Below are 16,711 nucleotides of genomic sequence, written 5' to 3'. Positions count from 1 at the left end.
CGCGCGCTCGCCTTCTTCTGTTTCAGGACCTTCTCTCCATGCGACGTCTCATGTCGGCGGCTCCGGCCGCCCTGCTTTGCCTGCTCGCCAGCCCCGCCCTCGCCCGTGAAATTCAAGGGGACCCCCAATCCGGCCCCGCCGTTGATCTGGGCGAGGTGATCGTCACCGGCGCCCGCAATCCCGAGGATCCCCCGGCCGTGGCCGAGGCCCGCCGCCGCCTGTCGCGCACCCCCGGGTCCGTGGCCGTGGTCTCGGCGGAAAGCCTCGAGAGCCGCTATGCGCCGAATATCGCTGACGTCCTGCGCGACGTGCCCGGGGTCTATGCCCAGAAGAAATGGGGCGGGGACGTGCGAATCTCTATCCGGGGCTCGGGCATCGGCAACGCCAACCATCTGCGCGGCCTGTTCGTGTCGCAGGACGGCATCCCCTTCAACGAGGCCGACGGCTTCGGCGACGTGCAGATGGTCGATCCCCTGCTGGCCCGGTTCACCGAGGTGTACAAGGGCGGCAACGCCCTGCGCTTCGGCGGCGCCCTGCTGGGCGGGGCGGTCAATCTGGTGACGCCGAACGGCCGCACCTCGGGTGAGACCGCCAGCCTGCGCGCCGATTTCGGCTCATGGCGCACCGGCCGGCTGCATGCCGAGGTCGGGGGCGTGCGCGGCGACTGGGACGGCTTTCTGGGCGTCACCGGCGCCACGGCCGAGGGCTGGCGCCAGAACTCCAAGGGCCAACAGCAGTACATCACCGCCAATATCGGCCGCAGCTTCGGCGAGGACCGCGAGGCCCGGCTGATCGTCCAGGGCGCCTATGTCCATCAGGATATTCCCGGCTCCCTGACCCTGGCCCAGGCCTTGAACACCCCCGTCATGCCGGCTGCGGCCAATGTCGCCAACGCCTGGCAACGCGACTACGCCTCGGTGCGCACCACCCTGTCGACCCGCTGGCGACTGTCGCCCGGCCTGCTGTTCGAGGGGGCGGTCTATGGCACCTGGAAGGACCTGCATCACCCGATCTTCCAGGTCATCGACCAGCAGAGCCGCAACTACGGCGCCTTCGGCCGGCTGGACTGGGAGGGGCAGCTGTTCGGCCTGAGGGCGGATGCCTTCGGCGGGGCCTGGTACCGCGTCGGCGATCTGGATGCGCAACAGTTCGTCAATGTGCGCGGCTCCAGCGGCGCCCGCACGGCCAGCGCCCGCCAGAATGCGAAGGCGCTCGATGTCTTCGCCGAGGGGCGACTGTTCGTCACGGACCAGATCGCCGTCGTCGCCGGCGGCGCCCTGGGACGGGCCGAGCGCGACTATCAGAGCTTCGCCCTGCCGGGGGTCGCCTCGACCTTCAACCTGACCACCGGCAAGGACTATGAGTGGTTCGCGCCGCGCCTCGGCCTGTTGTGGGAGAGCGCGTCGGGGGCCCAGGCCTATGCCAATGTGACGCGCTCGATCGAACCGCCCAACTTCGGGTCGCTGTCCCCCACGGTCGGCGGCTTCGCCCCCGTCGAGGCCCAGGAGGCCTGGACCTGGGAGGCGGGGCTGCGCGGCCGCACCGCGCAGTTGTCATGGGACGTCGCCGTCTATCGCGCCGAGCTGGACCATGAACTGCTGAACTTTGTGGTCAATCCGGCGCTCGGCATTCCGGCGGCGACCTTCAACGCCGGTCCGACCGTGCATCAGGGGATCGAGGCCGGGCTGGACTGGCGGTTCGCGCCCGGCTGGCGACTGCGCCAGACCTGGAGCTGGTCCGACTTCTTCTTCGACGGCGACAAGGTCTATGGCGACAACGACCTGCCGCTGGTCCCGCCGCATCTGTACCGGGCCGAGCTGCGCTATGATCATCCCGCCGGCTGGTTCATCGCCCCGGCGGTGGAGACGACCCCGTCCGACAGCTGGGTCGACTATCGCAACACGATGAAGGCGCCGGGATATACGGTGGTGAACCTGGGTCTCGGCTGGAAGATCGATGACCGGTCCAGCCTGTTCGTCGACGCCCGCAACCTGTTCGACGAGCGTTATGTCTCCAACTTCAGCGCCGTGACCGACGCCCGCACCGCCTCGACCGCCGTCTTCTGGCCGGGGGAGGGCGTCTCGGCCTTCGTCGGCCTGCGGCTGGCCTACTGATGGCGGTCAGTGACACTGCCGGGAAGGGGGCGGCGCCGGCCGTCCCCCGACCCCTGTCCGGCGCCTATCGGGCGGTGTGGCGCTGGCATTTCTATGCCGGGCTGCTGGTCCTGCCGGTGCTGATGCTGATGGCCCTGACCGGGGCCCTGTATCTGTTCGAAGGCGAGATCGACGGGGCGGTGTACCGCGCCATCGCGCGGGTCGAGGCGCGGGCGACGGTCGCCTCGCCCGACCGCTGGGTCGCGGCGGCGGAGGCCGGGACAGGCGGCAAGGTCGCCAATGTCCTGATCCCCGCCCGGGCGGATGAGGCGGTGCGGCTGACGGTCCGTCTGCCGGACGGGAGCCGGCGCACCGCCTTCGTCGATCCGCACGACGCCCAGCTGACGGGGGTCACGGCCTATGGCGGGGTGATGGAGACGGTCAAGCGGCTGCACAGTCTGGCCCTGATCGGGCCGTGGGCCAACTATGTCGTCGAGATCGTCGCCGGCTGGGCCCTGATCCTTGTCGCCACGGGGATCTTCATGTGGTGGCCGCGCGGCCGGGGCGTGGGGGTGGCATCCGTCAGGGCGAGGGATCCGCAGCGTCGTCCGTTCTGGCGCGACCTGCATGCCGTGACCGGCCTCTATGCCGGCGGGGTGATCGCCTTCCTGGCCCTGACCGGCATGCCCTGGTCGGCCTTCTGGGGCGACCAGTATATGAGCTGGGTCAAGGACCACGGGCTGGGCCGACCGAAACCGCCGGCCGCCGCCAGCCCCTTCGCCCATGCGGAGCACCCTGACGCCCCCGCCGGGGTCGGCTGGACCATGGAGGGGATGGTCATGCCCGCCGGTCATGCCGGCCTCCACCCCGCCCCTCCGGCCCGGCTGTCGACCGTGATCGCCACGGCGGAGCGGCAGGGGCTCGTTCGCCCGTATCTGGTGTCGATCCCGAAGACCCCGGATCTGGCCTTCACCGCCGCCCGCGTGGTGCGACAGGTCGAGGATACGCGGGTCGTCTATGTCGACGGCGTGACCGGGGCGGTGCGGGCCGATATCGGCTGGCGCCAGTTCGGCGTCGGCGCCCGCGCCTTCGAATGGGGCATCGCCGTCCATCAGGGGACCCAGTACGGCGGGATCAATCGCTATGTGATGCTGGGCGGCTGTGTCGCCGTCTGGGCGCTGGCGATCAGCGGGCTGGTCATGTGGTGGAAACGTCGGCCGGCCGGAAGGCTGGGCGCGCCGGCCGCCCCGCCGGGCCCGCGCGTGCGGGCCGCCGTCCTCGGCATCGTCCTGCCGCTGGCCGTCCTGTTTCCGTTGACGGGGCTGAGCCTGATCGCCGCCCTGATGTTTGATCGCCTGTTCCACCGCCTGCGGCGTCCCGCCGCGTCCCGACCCTGAAGGAGACTTCCATGAAACGCCTGCTGATCCCCTCCGCCCTGATGCTGCTGTCGGCCTGCGGCGGCTCGTCCGAACCCGACGCCCTGGCGGTGGTGGCGCCCGCCGACGCCCTGTGCCGCCCGACCCCGAACGGCCGGGACGCCACCGGCTGCTACATCACCCTGACGGCCAGTCGCGATGACCGGCTGGTCAGCGTCTCCAGCCCCGTGGCCGGCCTCGGCCAGATCCACGAGATGAAGGTCGAGAACGGCGTCATGTCGATGGCCGAGATGAAGGACGGTCTGGCCCTGCCGGCCGGCGAGGCGGTGACGCTGAAGCCCGGCGGCAACCACATCATGCTGATGCAGCTGAAACAGCCGCTGAAGGCCGGCGAGACGGTGTCCCTGACCCTGACGTTCGAACACGCCGGATCGATCGGCGTCCGGGCCCGGGTCGGCCAGCCCGCCATGACCCCGGGCGCCATGTCGCACTGAGGCCGAGGCTGAGGCGGCGGTTTGCGCAGAGGCCAGACTGGCCTATTGAGGAGGGATGATGACAATCTCCCCGTGGATCGCCGCCCCTCTCGCCCTGCTGGTCCTGGCCGGATGCGGCGACCGGCCGAAGAACGCCACCAAGGCTTCTGTGAGCACCGACGGCGTCACCGCCAGCGTGGTCATCAGCGACCCCTGGTGCCGGCCGTCGCCCAACGGCGCCCAGGTCGGCGCCTGCTACGCCACCATCAAGGCCTCCACCGCCAACCGGCTGACGGGCGTCGCCACCCCCCTGGCCGGCGAGGTGCAGGTCCACGACATGACGATGGAGGGCGGGATGATGAAGATGACCGCCCTGCCGGACGGCCTGCCCCTGGCGGCGGACCAGAAGGTTGAACTGGCGCCGGGCGGCAAGCATCTGATGCTGATGGGCCTGACCGGCCCCCTGACCGAGGGCACGGCCGTACCCCTGACCTTTACCTTCTCGGGCACCCCCGCGATGACGGTCCAGGCCCCGGTGCGGCCGCCGAAGGACTGATTTCGGGGGCCAGCCTGACAAACGGCCCCGGAGTCGCTAAAGCCACGCCCTCACTTCAAAGTCTGAAAGCCCCATGGCCCTGAAAGTCGCGATCGTCGGCCTGCCCAACGTCGGCAAGTCCACCCTGTTCAACGCCCTGACCAAGACGGCGGCGGCCCAGGCGGCCAACTATCCGTTCTGCACCATCGAGCCGAACACCGGCGACGTGGCCGTCCCCGAGCCCCGGCTCGAGGCCCTGGCCGAGATCGCGGGGTCCAAGGACATCATTCCGTCGCGGATCACCTTCGTCGACATCGCCGGCCTGGTGCGCGGCGCGTCGAAGGGGGAGGGGCTGGGCAACCAGTTCCTGGCCAATATCCGCGACTGCGACGCCGTGGCCTTCGTCGCCCGCTGTTTCGTCGACGACGACATCACCCATGTCGAGAACCGCATCGACCCGATCTCGGACCTCGAGATCATCGAGACCGAACTGATGCTGGCTGACCTCGAAAGCCTCGAGAAGCGGGTCGTCAACGTCGAGAAGAAGGCCAAGGGCGGGGACAAGGACGCCGCCCAGACCCTGAGGCTGATCAACGCCGCCCTCGTGCCCCTGCGCGCCGGCAAGCCCGCGCGGGTGGTCGAGGTGTCGAAGGAGGACGAGAAGGCCTGGCATATGCTGCAGCTGCTGACCTCCCTGCCGGCCCTCTATGTGTCCAACGTCGACGAGGGATCGGCCGACAAGGGCAATGAACTGTCCGATCTGGTCGCCGCCCGCGCCGCCGCCGACAACGCCAAGTCGGTGGTCATCTCGGCCAAGATCGATTCCGAACTGGCGGTGCTGTCGCCCGAGGAACAGGCCGAGTTTCTGGAAAGCCTCGGCCTGGCCGAACCCGGCCTGAACCGGCTGATCCGCGAGGCCTATGCCCTGCTGGGCCTGCAGTCCTATTTCACCGTGGGGCCCAAGGAGGCCCGGGCCTGGACCATCCATATCGGCGACACGGCGCCCCAGGCCGCCGGCGTGATCCACACCGATTTCGAGAAGGGCTTCATCCGCGCCGAAACCATCGCCTTCGAGGACTATGTCGCCCTGCGCGGCGAGGCGAAGGCGCGCGAGGCCGGCAAGCTGCGGGCCGAGGGCAAACAGTATGTCGTCAAGGACGGCGACGTGATGAACTTCCTGTTCAACTGACCGGGCGGGCGGCGGCGGCGTCCGGCCGCCGCCAGTCCAGGACGCCGGTCCGGACGCCGGTCCGGACGCCGGGGGGCAATGTCCCGACCGGCCGGTTCCTTGTCGCCCCCACGGAATGCCCTGTCCCTCTCCCGCCGGGAGAGGGCGTGCACAGCGCAAATCCAGCGATCAGCGGCGACCTGTCGGGTGCAACTGCCCCTTACTGCCGCGCCGCCTCGCTCGCGGCGCGGAGGCGGCCGAACTCGGCGGTCGGTTTCCACTGCGGCCAGCCGGTTCCGTCGGCGATCTCGCGGCCCAGCCGGTAGAGCAGTTCGAGGTTCTGGCGGGCGGCGGTGAAGTCGTAGTCAGGCCGCCATTCGTCCTCGAGGTTGTGGTAGTAGGTCGCCATCTGGGCCTGGTAGTAGGGCCGGCCGACAGCCTCGCCGCCCTCGACGAAGTCGACGCCGGTCCAGGGCATCAGGGCCGGGACGCCGCCCGCCGCGAAGTTGAAATGGTCCGAGCGGTAGTAGAAGCCCTGTTCCGGCTCGCCGTCGCCGACCACGCCGCCGGGACGGCCCTGTGCGGCGGCCAGACGGGCCAGATCGTCCTCCAGGGTCGACTTGCCGGGGCCGAAGATGGCGATCGAGCGCGTCGCCGGGGTGAAGGGCAGCATGTCGATATTGATGTTCGCGGCCGTCGTCGCCAGCGGATAGACCGGGTGGTTGGCATACCATTTGGAGCCGAGCAGCCCCTGTTCCTCGGCCGTGACATGCAGGAAGACGACGGTGCGTTCCGGCTTTTCGCCGGCGGCGAAGGCGCGCGCCATCTCCAGCACGCCCGAGGTGCCCGAGGCATTGTCCCAGGCGCCGTTATAGATGCTGTCGCCCGCCGCATTGGGGGTGGTCGCCGTGCCGACGTGATCCCAGTGGGCCGAATAGACCAGATATTCGTCCGGCCGCTCCGTGCCGGTGATTTTGGCCAGAAGGTTGTGGGAGCGGATGACCTCTCCGCTCTCGGCGATGTCGACGCCCAGGGTGACGCCCGTGTCGTGGGCCTTGAACCCCCCGGCCCGGGCGGCGGTCAGGGCGTCGGCCATCTGGCCGCCGATGGACGTCGCCATGGCCTCGGCGATGTCCATCGACATGACGCCGTTGAACTGTGCGTCCGGTGAGCCGACGATGGTCATACGCGGGCGGGTGTTGCCGCGCATGCCGCGCGCATTGGGGTTCAGGGCCAGGGTGATGACGCCGACGGCGCCGCGTTTCAGGGCCTCGGCGGTCTTGTGGGCGCCGGAGCCGTAGAAATTCGGGTCGGTTCCGAAACGCTCGGGCTGGCCGCCGAGGATCAGCACGACCTTGCCGGTCAGGTCCGTGTCGCCATAGTCGTCCCAGTCCCTCTCCGGGGCGACGATGCCATAGCCGGCAAAGACCAGGGGCAGGCCGGTCAGCTGGATGTCGGCCGAGGTCACGCCCGCCGGAGCGGCGCCGGCGCGCAGGGCCAGTCCGGTCTCGATCGGGTGGACGACGCCGTCGGGGCCGGTCCAGCTGCCGGTCGAGGGGCGGGTGGGGGTCATGCGCAGCAGGTCGACAGCCTGGAGCCAGCCGCCGTTCTCGCCGCCGGGCTCCAGCCCCATGGCCTCATACTGGGCCTGCAGATAGGCGAGGGTCTTCTCCTCGCCGATCTTGCCGGGGAAACGGCCTTCGAAACTGTCGTCGGACAGGACCTTGATGTGATCCGACAGCCGTGTGGCGTCAAAGTCCTGGGCGGCTGCGGGGGCGGCGGCCAGCAACAGGGCCAGTGCGGAAACGGCCGGGACAGCGGCGCTGCGGATCAGACGGGCGAACATCAGGGACTCCATAGGGATGCGGCCGGCACCTTAGGGATGGCGAAGGACCCCGTTCATTAAAGTTTCGTCATGGGCCGCGCCCCGTCGAGGAACAGGCGGATGGCGGGATTGTCGGTCTCGTCGACATAGGGATAGGCCAGCTGGCCCAGCGCGGCGGTCAGGGCCGGAAGCTCCGCAGGCTGGACGGAGATCCCCGCCAGCACCCGGCCGACGTCGTCGCCGTGGTTGCGATAGTGGAACAGGGTCAGGGTCCAGGCCGGTTGCAGACTGGCCAGGAACCGCAGGAAGGCGCCCGGCCGTTCGGGGAACTCGAAGCGCAGCACCCGCTCGTCCTTCAGCCCGGTGGCCCGGCCCCCGACCATATGGCGGACATGCAGCCTGGCGGCTTCGTTGTCCGTCATGTCCTCGACGGCATAGCCGGCCTCGCGCAGCCGGGCGATCAGCTCGTCCTTCTCGCCCGGTCCGTGCCTCAGGGCCACGCCGACGAAGAACCGGGCCTTGCCGACGTCGGACCAGCGATAGTTGAACTCGGTCACCGACCGGCCGTCCAGCAGGGTCAGGAAGCGGCTGTAGTCCTCCCGATCCTCTTCCAGGGTCACGGCCAGCAGGGCCTCGGCCCCCTCGCCGATCTCGGCCCGTTCGGCGACATGGCGCAGCCGGTCGAAATTGACATTGGCGCCCGAGTTGACGGCGATGAGCGAACCCGTGCCGGGATGGTCCGCCGCCCAGGCCTTCAACCCGGCCAGGGCCAGGGCGCCGGACGGCTCGGCCACGGCCCGCACATCGTCGAACACATCCTTGACCGCCGCGCAGATGGCGTCGGTGTCGACCAGCACGATGCCGTCCAGCAGGTCGCGGCACAGGCGGAAGGTGTGGTCGCCCGCCCGCCGCACGGCCACACCGTCGGCGAACAGCCCGACCTCGTTCAGGGTGACGACCTCGCCCCTGTCGATGGCGGTCTTCATGGTCGGGGCGTCGACCGGCTCGACGCCGATGATCTTCGCCTCGGGCCGCAGGAAGCGGACGATGGCCGCCACCCCGGCCGCCAGACCGCCGCCGCCGATCGGCACGAAGATGGCCTCGACCGGGTCGGGGTGCTGGCGCAGGATCTCCAGACCGACGGTGCCCTGTCCGGCGATGACGTCGGGGTCGTCGAACGGGTGGATGAAGACCGCGCCGGTCTCGGCCTCCAGCCGCCGGGCATGGGCCGCCGCCTGGTCAAACTCGTCGCCGTGCAGGACCACATGGCCGCCGCGGGCCCGCACCGCCGCCACCTTGATGCCCGGGGTGGTGGTGGGCATGACGATGGTCGCCTTCGTGCCGCGCCGCGCCGCCGCCAGGGCCACGCCCTGGGCATGGTTGCCGGCGGAGGCGCAGATCACCCCGCGCGCCAGTTCCGCCTCCGTCAGTTGGGCGATCTTGTTATAGGCGCCGCGGATCTTGAAGCTGAACACCGGCTGCAGGTCCTCGCGCTTCAGCAGCACCGGCCGGCCCAGCCGCGCCGACATCCGCTGCATCGCATCCAGCGGCGTCTCCTCGGCCACGTCATAGACGCGGGCGGTCAGGATGCGACGGATGGTGTCTTGCACGAATGTCTCGAAAAAGCGCGTCAGGGAGAAAGGAAGCTGTCGCATAGGGCGCAATCGACGCCGGGTCGAGCACAAACCGGCCAGTCGTAAGGCTCCGCTTGACGCGATGTAACCTATGGGTGATATGTAACCTCAAGGTGACGCGGGAGGGCGTGATGGACGCAGAGACAATCCGGCGGCAGCGCGCCGCCGAGGCCCGGCAACAGCAGCGGCTGCGGGTCTGGTCCCTGTGGGGCATGGGTCTGGGGGCCTGTCTGATCATCCTGGCCATCGTGTTTCTCGGCGAGCAGGGCCCGTCGCCGCATCCCGTGGCGATCCTGAGCCTGCTGCTCGGAGGCGTCGCCATGATCGCCGGCCTCTGGGCGGCCTTGCGATTCCAGAAGGTCGAGGCGGATGCGGCGGCGCGGAGGGCCGGCGGCAGCTATCGCGACCGGGTGCAGCGCGAGCATGCGCGGTCGGTCCAGTTCATGCCCGCTGTCAGCCTGCTGGTGCACATCACTTCGCTTCGGGTGTCGTGGGATATCCTGCAGGGACGGGGTGATCTCGCCGACTGGGCGTTCGCGGGGATGGGGCCGATGGTCTCCCTGACTGTCCTGATGATGGTCGCCGGCCTGGGCAATCGCGGCGACAGGAAGCTCCAGCGCCTGTTGCAGGACGAACTGACGCAGTCGTTCCGCCGCCGCGCCCTCAGCCTTGCCCTCGGCGTGGCCGGCGTCGGGCTGGGAGCCGGATTCGTTGTCGGCCTCTACAGACCGGAGTGGGGCGTGATGGCCATGCCGCTGATCCTGATGGCGGCCTCGGCGACGGCGGCGTGGCGTTATGCCTGGCTTGACCGCAAGGCCGACCCGAATGGGTGAGCCCCGGCTGGCGATCCGGCTGCGCGAGGTGCGTCTGGCCGCCGGCCTGACCCAGGCCGACCTGGCCGAGCGGGCCGGGGTGTCGCGAAAGACGGTCAATACGGTCGAGAACGGGGTCTTCACCCCCTCCGTGCTGGTCGCCCTGTCCCTCGCCCGCGCCCTGGAGGTTTCGGTCGAGGCCCTGTTCGCACTCGATGACGCATCGCCGGGCTGGCGCGACCGGGTGTGACGCGAGCACCGCTCTTTCTGAAGCCCTTGCATTGCTCAGGGAGGGGACTACATTGTCCTCACATATGTTCACTTTGAGCATAAGTCGGGCGGCAAGGTCCGCCGGAGGATTTCGAGAGATGGCTGACGGCATGTTCGGGTTGTCCGAGAGCACCGCCCGCGAGACCGCTCCCGTCTGGGAGAAGGTCAAGGATCACGTCACCCCGATCGAATGGCCGGCCCAGGCGGAGCTGATCGTCGAGATCAACCGGCTCAAGAAGGACCGCGACGCCGTCATCCTGGCCCACAACTATATGACGCCCGAGATCTTCCACGGCGTCGGCGACTATGTCGGCGACAGCCTGGGTCTGGCCAAGGAGGCGGCGCGGTCGGACGCGAAGGTGATCGTCCAGGCCGGGGTCCACTTCATGGCCGAGACGTCCAAGATCCTGTCGCCGTCCAAGATGGTGCTGATCCCCGACCTGCGCGCCGGCTGTTCGCTGGCGTCCTCGATCACGGGGGCGGATGTGCGGCTGATCAAGCAACGCTATCCGGGGCTGCCGGTGGTGACCTATGTCAACACCACGGCCGATGTGAAGGCCGAGACCGACATCTGCTGCACCTCGGCCAACGCCGTCCAGATCGTCGAATGGGCGGCGAAGGAATGGGGCGTCGACCGGGTCATCCTGATCCCGGACGAGTTCCTGGCCCGCAATGTCGCGGCCCAGACCACGGTCGGAATCATCGCCTGGCAGGGCCGCTGCGAGGTGCATGAACGGTTCACCGCCGCCGATGTCGCCGAGATGCGGCTGGCCTATCCGGGCGCGGAGATCCTCGCCCACCCGGAGTGCCCGGAAGAGGTGCTGTCGGCGGCCGATTTCGCCGGCTCCACCGCCGCCATGACCGACTATGTGATGCGCAACAAGCCGCGTCAGGTGGTGCTGATCACCGAATGTTCGATGGCCTCGAACATCAAGGGCGACGTGCCCGAGGTCGACTTCATCGGTCCGTGCAACATGTGCCCGCACATGAAGCGGATCACCCTGGAGAACATCCGCGACTGTCTGCTGCATCTCCAGTACGAGGTGACGGTGCCGGAGGCGATGGCCGAGCGCGCGCGTCTGGCCGTCCAGCGCATGGTTGACCTGCCGCCGCCCGCCGTCCCGTCGCGCTACGACCTTGTGAAGGCCCGGCATCATGTCGCGGTTGAGTTGATCTGATGACCGATGACAGCACCCCCCGGAACCCCGGGGCCAGGCCGCGCGGCCCGTGGGATCCCCGTCCGGACGAGGTCGTCGCCGCCCCCGTGGTGACCGAGCGCCGGCTCGGCCCGATCCGTGTGCGGGTCGAACGGTCGCCAACCGGTCAGCCCGCCCGCACCGGCGTGCTCGACAAGGGCCAGAGCCCGGTCTGGGCGATCGTCTCGACCCTGTTGCTGGGCGGCTTCCTGTTCTGGATCACCGGCAGCCTCATCGTGGTCGTCGCCGCCCTGTTCGGCCTGCTGGTGCACGAATACGGCCATGTGCTGGCGATGAACCGCTATGGCATGGGCCCGGCGCGCATCTATGTCATCCCCTTCCTCGGCGGTCTGGCCAAGGGGCAGAGGCCGCCGGCCAGCGAATGGCACGGGGTGCTGGTCTCCCTCGCCGGCCCGGCCTTCGGACTGATCGCCGTCCTGCCGCTTGTGGCCGTCTGGTATGCGACCGGGCACGATGAGTGGCTGATCGGGGCCTTTTTCGTCGCCCTGATCAATCTGGTGAACATGGCGCCGGCGCCGCCTCTGGATGGCTCCCACGCGCTCGGGCCCGTGCTGGCCCGGGTCCACCCGATGCTGGAGAAGGTCGCCCTGGTCGCCATCGGGGCGGCGGTGGTGGTCTGGGGTCTGACCACAGGCCGCTATATCCTCGCCGTCTTCCTCGCCCTGTCCCTGCTGGGCCAGTTGCAGCGCGGCAATGGCCGGTCGGGGGAGACGCCCCTGACGGGACGCGAGGCCGTCGTCAGCCTGATCCTGTATCTGGCCACGGCCGCCGCCTGTGTCGCCGTGGCCCTCGGGACCCTGCTGCCCCTGTCGAACGACGGCCTCTATGGCGCGGTGCAGGCCGGTCTTCGCGTCCTGGGCGTCGAGCGGCTGTGAGCGACGCGATCGCCCGTATCGAACACGACGGCCCGCTGGTCATCGGCGGCGGCCTCGCCGGCCTGTCCACCGCCCTGTCCGCCGCGCCTGCGCAGGTGCTGGTCGTCAGCCCGGCGCCGCTGCTGGAATCCGCCTCCAGCGCCTGGGCGCAAGGAGGCGTGGCCGCCGCCCTGTCGTTCGAGGACACGCCCGGCCTGCATCTGAAAGACACCGAGGCCGCCGGCGCCGGACTGGTCGACCATGAGGCGGCGCTCGCCCTGACCGCCGACGGCCGGGCCACCGTCGAATGGCTGGCCTCGCTCGGGGCGCCGTTCGACCGCGAGGCGGACGGCGGTTTCGCTGTCAGCCGCGAGGCCGCCCACTCCATGGCCCGGGTCGCCCGGGTGGGCGGCGACGGCGCCGGACGCGCCATCCTGTCGGCCCTCGTCGCCGCCGTCCGCGCCTCCGGCCATATCGAGGTCCGGGAGGACGGCCGCCTGCGCGGCCTGATCCAGGACGGGTCCGGCCGCGTCATCGGCGCCCGGATCGCGCGCACCGGATCCGGTGAAGCCGAGGAGGTCGAGGTCATGGCCTCCGCCGTGGTGCTGGCCACGGGCGGCGCCGGAGGACTGTACGGCATGACCACGACCCCCGAAGCCCTGCTGGGCGAGGGGATGGCCCTGGCCTGGCAGGCGGGGGCCGAGATTCTGGATCCCGAATTCGTGCAGTTTCACCCCACGGCGATCGACGTCGGTCTGGACCCCATGCCCCTGGCGACCGAGGCCCTGCGCGGCGAGGGGGCCCGTCTGATCGACGGGGAGGGCCGCTACATCCTGGGCGAGGCGGCCGACGCCGATCTGGCGCCGCGCGACATCGTCGCCCGCGCCGTCCATCGGGCCCGGGCCGAGGGGCGGGGCGTCTTTCTCGACGCGCGAACGGCGATCGGCGCGCATTTCCCGCAGGAGTTTCCCGCCGTCTTCGCCTCCTGCATGGCCGCCGGCCTGGATCCGCGCCTGTCGCCGATCCCGGTCGCCCCGGCCGCCCACTACCATATGGGCGGGATCACCGCCGATACGGAGGGCCGCACCACGCTGGAGGGCCTGTTCGCTGTCGGCGAATGCGCCGCAACCGGGGTGCATGGCGCCAACCGACTGGCCTCCAACTCCCTGCTGGAAGCCGCCGCCTTCGGTCGCCGCACCGGCCGGGCGGTCGCCGCGGAATCCCCGGGCCGTGGCGGGGCCCGGGACGGCGGAGCCTCCGCCCCGCACCTGCCGCCCGAAGCGCTTCTGGAACTGCGTATGGCCATGAGCGCCGACTGCGGCGTGATCCGCGACGCCGAAGGGCTGAAGCGGCTGCTGGGTCTGATCGACCGGCTGGAACGGGCCCACGGCGCCGCCCTGCCTCTGGTCGCCGCGCGACTGATCGGCCAGTCAGCCCTGGCCCGCTGCGAGAGCCGGGGCGGCCACTATCGCTCTGACTATCCCGGGACAGCGGCGCAGGCCGTTCACACGCGGCTGACCCACACCGAAACCAATATGGCGATGGCGGCCGCGACGGTCGCCACGACCGCGGCCGTTCTGGCCACCGTCATCGCCACGATCTGAGGGCCGTATGAGCGCCGTTCGCACACCTGTTCGTTCGCTGCCGGACGTGATGATCGAGCCGATCATCCGCGCCGCCCTGCTGGAGGATATCGGCCGCGCCGGGGACGTGACGGCCGAGGCCTGTATTCCCGCCGACGCCCGGCTGAAGGCCCAGTTCAGGGCTCGCAAGCCGGGGGTGGTCGCGGGCGTCGCCTGCATCCGTCTGGCGGTCCGGGCGATGGACCCGGCCGCCCGTATCGACATCCGGCTGAGCGACGGCGAGGCCCTGACGCCCGGGACCGTCATCGCCGAAATCGAGGGAAACGCCCGGGCCCTGCTGACGGCCGAGCGCACGGCGTTGAACCTTCTGGGCCGGCTGTCCGGCGTCGCCACACTGACGCGGACCTATGTCGAGGCTGTCGCGGGCACGGGCGTCCGCATCGCCGACACGCGCAAGACCACGCCCGGCCTGCGCGCGCTGGAGAAACACGCCGTGGCCTGTGGCGGCGGCCTGAACCACCGGTTCGGACTGGATGACGCCATCCTGATCAAGGACAACCATGTCGCCGTCTGCGGCGGGGTGGCGACCGCCGTGCGCCGCGCCCGCGCCATGGCCGGCCATCTGATGAAGGTGGAGCTGGAAGTCGACGGGCTGGACCAGCTGGATCAGGCCCTGGCCCTGATCGACGAGGCCCCGTCCGGCGCAGACTGGGCGCCGGACGTGATCATGCTGGACAATTTCAGCCTGGAGCACCTGCGCGAAGGCGTCCGACGCACGGCCGGCCGGATCACTCTGGAGGCCTCGGGCGGGGTCGACCTGGCCACGGTCCGCGCCATTGCGGAGACGGGCGTCAATGTCATTTCCGTCGGCGCCCTGACCCATTCGGCGCCGGTGCTGGATATCGGTCTGGACGCGGTCTGAAGCCGTCAGGCCCCTGACGTCCCGGGCCTCAGGTCTGGGGCGTGGCCGGCGAGGGGGCGGCGGCGGCGGGTGCGGCCGCCTTCACGGTCGGGGCCGTCGGCGCGGGCGCGGGCGCGGCCTCGGCCGGGCGGGCCGGCGTGTCGCCGGCGCGGGCGGCGTTCAGCCCGTCCTGGGCCAGAACCATCGTATAGGCCACGGCCTGACCCGCCTGATGCAGGGTGTCCGAGGGGTCCAGGCCGGCCTGAAGCAGCTGCGGGCTCTCCGCCGGCGCCGAGGGACGGGCCTGGTAGACGAACGCGCCGCGCGAGCCGGACCGACCGCCGAAACGGTAGAACAGGTGCTGGCCGACCTGGTTGACGCGGATCAGGGCGTGACGCCATCCCGGCGACACCCCGGTGGTGTGGAAATGGGTGGCATTGCCGACGGGGGCGAAGACGGCGCCCGACAGGGCCCTGGACGCCACGTCGCGGGCCCGGCTCCAGGCCCCGCGATTGACGCCGCCGCGCATGGCGCCATTGCAGGTGAAGCTGAACTGGCAGCCCGTGCGGCGTCCGGCGCCCTGATAGACCACGCCGCAGACGCTGTTGGGGAAGGCGCCATGACGCACCCGGTTCAGGACCACCTGGGCGACGGCCTGCATGCCCTCACGGCCTTCGCCGCGGGCCTCGTAATAGGCGGCCTGGGTCAGGCAGTCGAGATCGCGCGAGGCGTCGAGCGCGCTGGCCATGCGGAAGGGCTCTGCGGCGCCGCCGACGGCGGACAGGCCCGAGGTCGAAAGATTGATCTGGCGCAGACCGGGCGTGGCTGAGTTGGAACGCAGGGTTTCCAGACGCGCGGTCAGAAGCTCGGCCTGCCGGTCGCGCTGGGCGCCGCCGGCGACTGTATAGGGGTCGTGCCGCCGGGCGATGCTCAGGGCGCTGGCGTCCAGACCGCCCGCCGCCGCCGCCAGGGCCTCTTCGGTGAAGCCGGCCGAGGTCGCGCCTTCCAGCCGTTCCGCCTGGGCGCGCAGGGTCGTCGCCCGCGCCGCCTGACCGCCCAGATAGGCGCCGCCGACAACCAGCCCCGCCACCGCTCCGAACAGGGCCGCCGCTGTCGCCGGCCGGATGCGCGCAAGGCGATCGCCGGCCTTTGAAAACGAGGGTGTGGAGAAGGCGGGAAGGGAAGGAGCGGTCGGAACCACCCGCATCGGCGAGGCGTTTGGCAAAGGCGTCGTCCTGTTCAGCAGGGCCGAAAAGCAGCCCCCGGAAATCCACGCACGCCGGGACCAGGGATCCGAGGATCCGGTCGCCGCTACACTCGCGGACATCGACGCTCGCCGAACGGCTCGTGTCGAGGTCGCGCCTTTAGCCATCCGTTTATGGCCTCAATGTGTTTGATTCGCAAGATTGAGGTGCGGCGCAGCAATTGTGACGGTGAGTTGAGCGTCCATCGAGGATGCGCCGCAAAATATTGATCAAATCGGCAAAGATAGTTGATCAATACTGTATTCCATAACACAACATCATCTCTGGATTGATGAGCGGATGTTAAAATGAAGGCCCCGTGATCGTCTTTGTAGTCATCAGGGTGTGGCGGAGAAGGTCGTAAACTCACCGTTAACGTGGAACCGGATGGGGCCGACGGCGTTGAATTTCAGCATTTTTCCAGGAGCCGTCCGATGAATCCGTCCCGACTTCGCCCCGTCGTCCTCGCCGCCGTCGTCCTCGGTGGATTTTCTCTCGCCGCTTGCGGCCAAACTATCCAGCAGAAGGCGGCGACCGGCGCGGTCGCCGGCGCTGTCGTCGGAGGCCCGGTGGGCGCCGCCGTCGGGGGCGCCGCCGGCGCTGCCGTGGGCCAGGCGCAGAAGCCGGACTGAGGACGACCATCCCCGGCGACGCCGGGGCGGCCGGGGCCGGGGCGAACGACCGGGTGCTGGATCGCCGGACTTTCGTGTCTTCGGCGCCGCCCCG

General features: G+C 69.9%; 15 protein-coding genes. 12 read left to right on the top strand and 3 right to left on the bottom strand.

Translation table 11 applies throughout. The features are described 5' to 3' along the window. Window positions 1–38 precede the first annotated feature (38 nt). The 5 genes from ACW17W_RS14440 to ychF all read left to right on the top strand — a co-directional run bounded on the left by ACW17W_RS14440 (window position 39) and on the right by ychF (window position 5,666). Window positions 39–2,114 carry a TonB-dependent receptor family protein gene (locus tag ACW17W_RS14440; RefSeq protein ID WP_492077596.1) on the top strand — a complete coding sequence of 692 codons (2,076 nt, stop codon included), beginning with the start codon at window positions 39–41 and terminating at the stop codon, window positions 2,112–2,114. After that, entirely contained in the window at window positions 2,114–3,490 is a 1,377-nt protein-coding gene (locus ACW17W_RS14435; RefSeq protein ID WP_492077595.1) for a PepSY-associated TM helix domain-containing protein, read from the top strand. Before ACW17W_RS14440 ends, ACW17W_RS14435 begins: the two co-directional genes overlap by 1 nt. A gap of 11 nt (window positions 3,491–3,501) precedes the next feature. Next, the gene (locus ACW17W_RS14430) at window positions 3,502–3,963 is read left to right on the top strand and encodes a copper chaperone PCu(A)C (RefSeq protein ID WP_492077594.1); all 462 of its coding nucleotides are present in this window, start codon (window positions 3,502–3,504) and stop codon (window positions 3,961–3,963) included. A 58-nt stretch (window positions 3,964–4,021) separates the two neighbouring features. Beyond that, window positions 4,022–4,498 carry a copper chaperone PCu(A)C gene (locus ACW17W_RS14425; protein WP_492077593.1) on the top strand — a complete coding sequence of 159 codons (477 nt, stop codon included), beginning with the start codon at window positions 4,022–4,024 and terminating at the stop codon, window positions 4,496–4,498. Between the two features lie 73 nt (window positions 4,499–4,571). After that, entirely contained in the window at window positions 4,572–5,666 is a 1,095-nt protein-coding gene (gene ychF, locus ACW17W_RS14420) for a redox-regulated ATPase YchF (protein WP_492077592.1), read from the top strand. A 199-nt stretch (window positions 5,667–5,865) separates the two neighbouring features. On the opposite strand, the gene ACW17W_RS14415 is transcribed toward ychF, so the two are convergent. Next, entirely contained in the window at window positions 5,866–7,491 is a 1,626-nt protein-coding gene (locus tag ACW17W_RS14415; RefSeq protein ID WP_492077591.1) for a M28 family peptidase, read from the bottom strand. 56 nt (window positions 7,492–7,547) lie between these two features. Continuing rightward, window positions 7,548–9,080 carry a threonine ammonia-lyase, biosynthetic gene (gene ilvA / locus ACW17W_RS14410; RefSeq protein WP_492077590.1) on the bottom strand — a complete coding sequence of 511 codons (1,533 nt, stop codon included), beginning with the start codon at window positions 9,078–9,080 and terminating at the stop codon, window positions 7,548–7,550. A gap of 155 nt (window positions 9,081–9,235) precedes the next feature. Here ilvA and ACW17W_RS14405 point away from each other — a divergent pair, with 155 nt between their 5' ends. From ACW17W_RS14405 to nadC, 6 genes are all read left to right on the top strand, one after another. Then, window positions 9,236–9,937 (top strand): hypothetical protein, encoded by a 702-nt coding sequence (locus ACW17W_RS14405; RefSeq protein ID WP_492077589.1) that lies wholly within the window; start codon window positions 9,236–9,238, stop codon window positions 9,935–9,937. Continuing rightward, on the top strand, window positions 9,930–10,166 hold the full coding sequence (locus tag ACW17W_RS14400) for a helix-turn-helix transcriptional regulator (protein WP_492077588.1): 237 nt from the start codon (window positions 9,930–9,932) through the stop codon (window positions 10,164–10,166). Before ACW17W_RS14405 ends, ACW17W_RS14400 begins: the two co-directional genes overlap by 8 nt. Before the next feature lie 118 nt (window positions 10,167–10,284). Beyond that, window positions 10,285–11,364, top strand: a complete 1,080-nt coding sequence (nadA, locus tag ACW17W_RS14395; protein WP_492077587.1) for a quinolinate synthase NadA — start codon at window positions 10,285–10,287, stop codon at window positions 11,362–11,364. Further along, the gene (locus ACW17W_RS14390; protein ID WP_492077586.1) at window positions 11,364–12,278 is read left to right on the top strand and encodes a metalloprotease; all 915 of its coding nucleotides are present in this window, start codon (window positions 11,364–11,366) and stop codon (window positions 12,276–12,278) included. The genes nadA and ACW17W_RS14390 overlap by 1 nt, the downstream gene beginning before the upstream one ends. Then, entirely contained in the window at window positions 12,275–13,861 is a 1,587-nt protein-coding gene (locus tag ACW17W_RS14385) for an L-aspartate oxidase (RefSeq protein ID WP_492077585.1), read from the top strand. Before ACW17W_RS14390 ends, ACW17W_RS14385 begins: the two co-directional genes overlap by 4 nt. A gap of 7 nt (window positions 13,862–13,868) precedes the next feature. After that, window positions 13,869–14,762 (top strand): carboxylating nicotinate-nucleotide diphosphorylase, encoded by an 894-nt coding sequence (gene nadC / locus ACW17W_RS14380; RefSeq protein WP_492077584.1) that lies wholly within the window; start codon window positions 13,869–13,871, stop codon window positions 14,760–14,762. Window positions 14,763–14,790: 28 nt separating this feature from the next. On the opposite strand, the gene ACW17W_RS14375 is transcribed toward nadC, so the two are convergent. Further along, window positions 14,791–15,966: a cell wall hydrolase gene (locus ACW17W_RS14375; protein WP_492077583.1), complete on the bottom strand. Its 1,176-nt coding sequence runs from the start codon at window positions 15,964–15,966 to the stop codon at window positions 14,791–14,793. Window positions 15,967–16,419: 453 nt separating this feature from the next. Between ACW17W_RS14375 and ACW17W_RS14370 the strand changes: the two genes are divergently transcribed. Then, entirely contained in the window at window positions 16,420–16,617 is a 198-nt protein-coding gene (locus ACW17W_RS14370) for a hypothetical protein (RefSeq protein WP_492077582.1), read from the top strand. Window positions 16,618–16,711 lie beyond the last annotated feature (94 nt).

Source organism: Brevundimonas sp. FV1ye29L (genome assembly GCF_058681095.1).
Note: the sequence above shows the minus strand (reverse complement) of the source record. Positions and strands in the feature narration are given on the sequence as shown.

Coding starts and splice junctions, on each gene's coding strand:
- ACW17W_RS14440 (WP_492077596.1), top strand. CDS start 39: ATGCGACGTCTCATGTCGGCGGCTCCGGCCGCCCTGCTTTGCCTGCTC.
- ACW17W_RS14435 (WP_492077595.1), top strand. CDS start 2,114: ATGGCGGTCAGTGACACTGCCGGGAAGGGGGCGGCGCCGGCCGTCCCC.
- ACW17W_RS14430 (WP_492077594.1), top strand. CDS start 3,502: ATGAAACGCCTGCTGATCCCCTCCGCCCTGATGCTGCTGTCGGCCTGC.
- ACW17W_RS14425 (WP_492077593.1), top strand. CDS start 4,022: ATGACAATCTCCCCGTGGATCGCCGCCCCTCTCGCCCTGCTGGTCCTG.
- ychF (WP_492077592.1), top strand. CDS start 4,572: ATGGCCCTGAAAGTCGCGATCGTCGGCCTGCCCAACGTCGGCAAGTCC.
- ACW17W_RS14415 (WP_492077591.1), bottom strand. CDS start 7,491: ATGTTCGCCCGTCTGATCCGCAGCGCCGCTGTCCCGGCCGTTTCCGCA.
- ACW17W_RS14405 (WP_492077589.1), top strand. CDS start 9,236: ATGGACGCAGAGACAATCCGGCGGCAGCGCGCCGCCGAGGCCCGGCAA.
- ACW17W_RS14400 (WP_492077588.1), top strand. CDS start 9,930: ATGGGTGAGCCCCGGCTGGCGATCCGGCTGCGCGAGGTGCGTCTGGCC.
- nadA (WP_492077587.1), top strand. CDS start 10,285: ATGGCTGACGGCATGTTCGGGTTGTCCGAGAGCACCGCCCGCGAGACC.
- ACW17W_RS14390 (WP_492077586.1), top strand. CDS start 11,364: ATGACCGATGACAGCACCCCCCGGAACCCCGGGGCCAGGCCGCGCGGC.
- nadC (WP_492077584.1), top strand. CDS start 13,869: ATGAGCGCCGTTCGCACACCTGTTCGTTCGCTGCCGGACGTGATGATC.
- ACW17W_RS14370 (WP_492077582.1), top strand. CDS start 16,420: ATGAATCCGTCCCGACTTCGCCCCGTCGTCCTCGCCGCCGTCGTCCTC.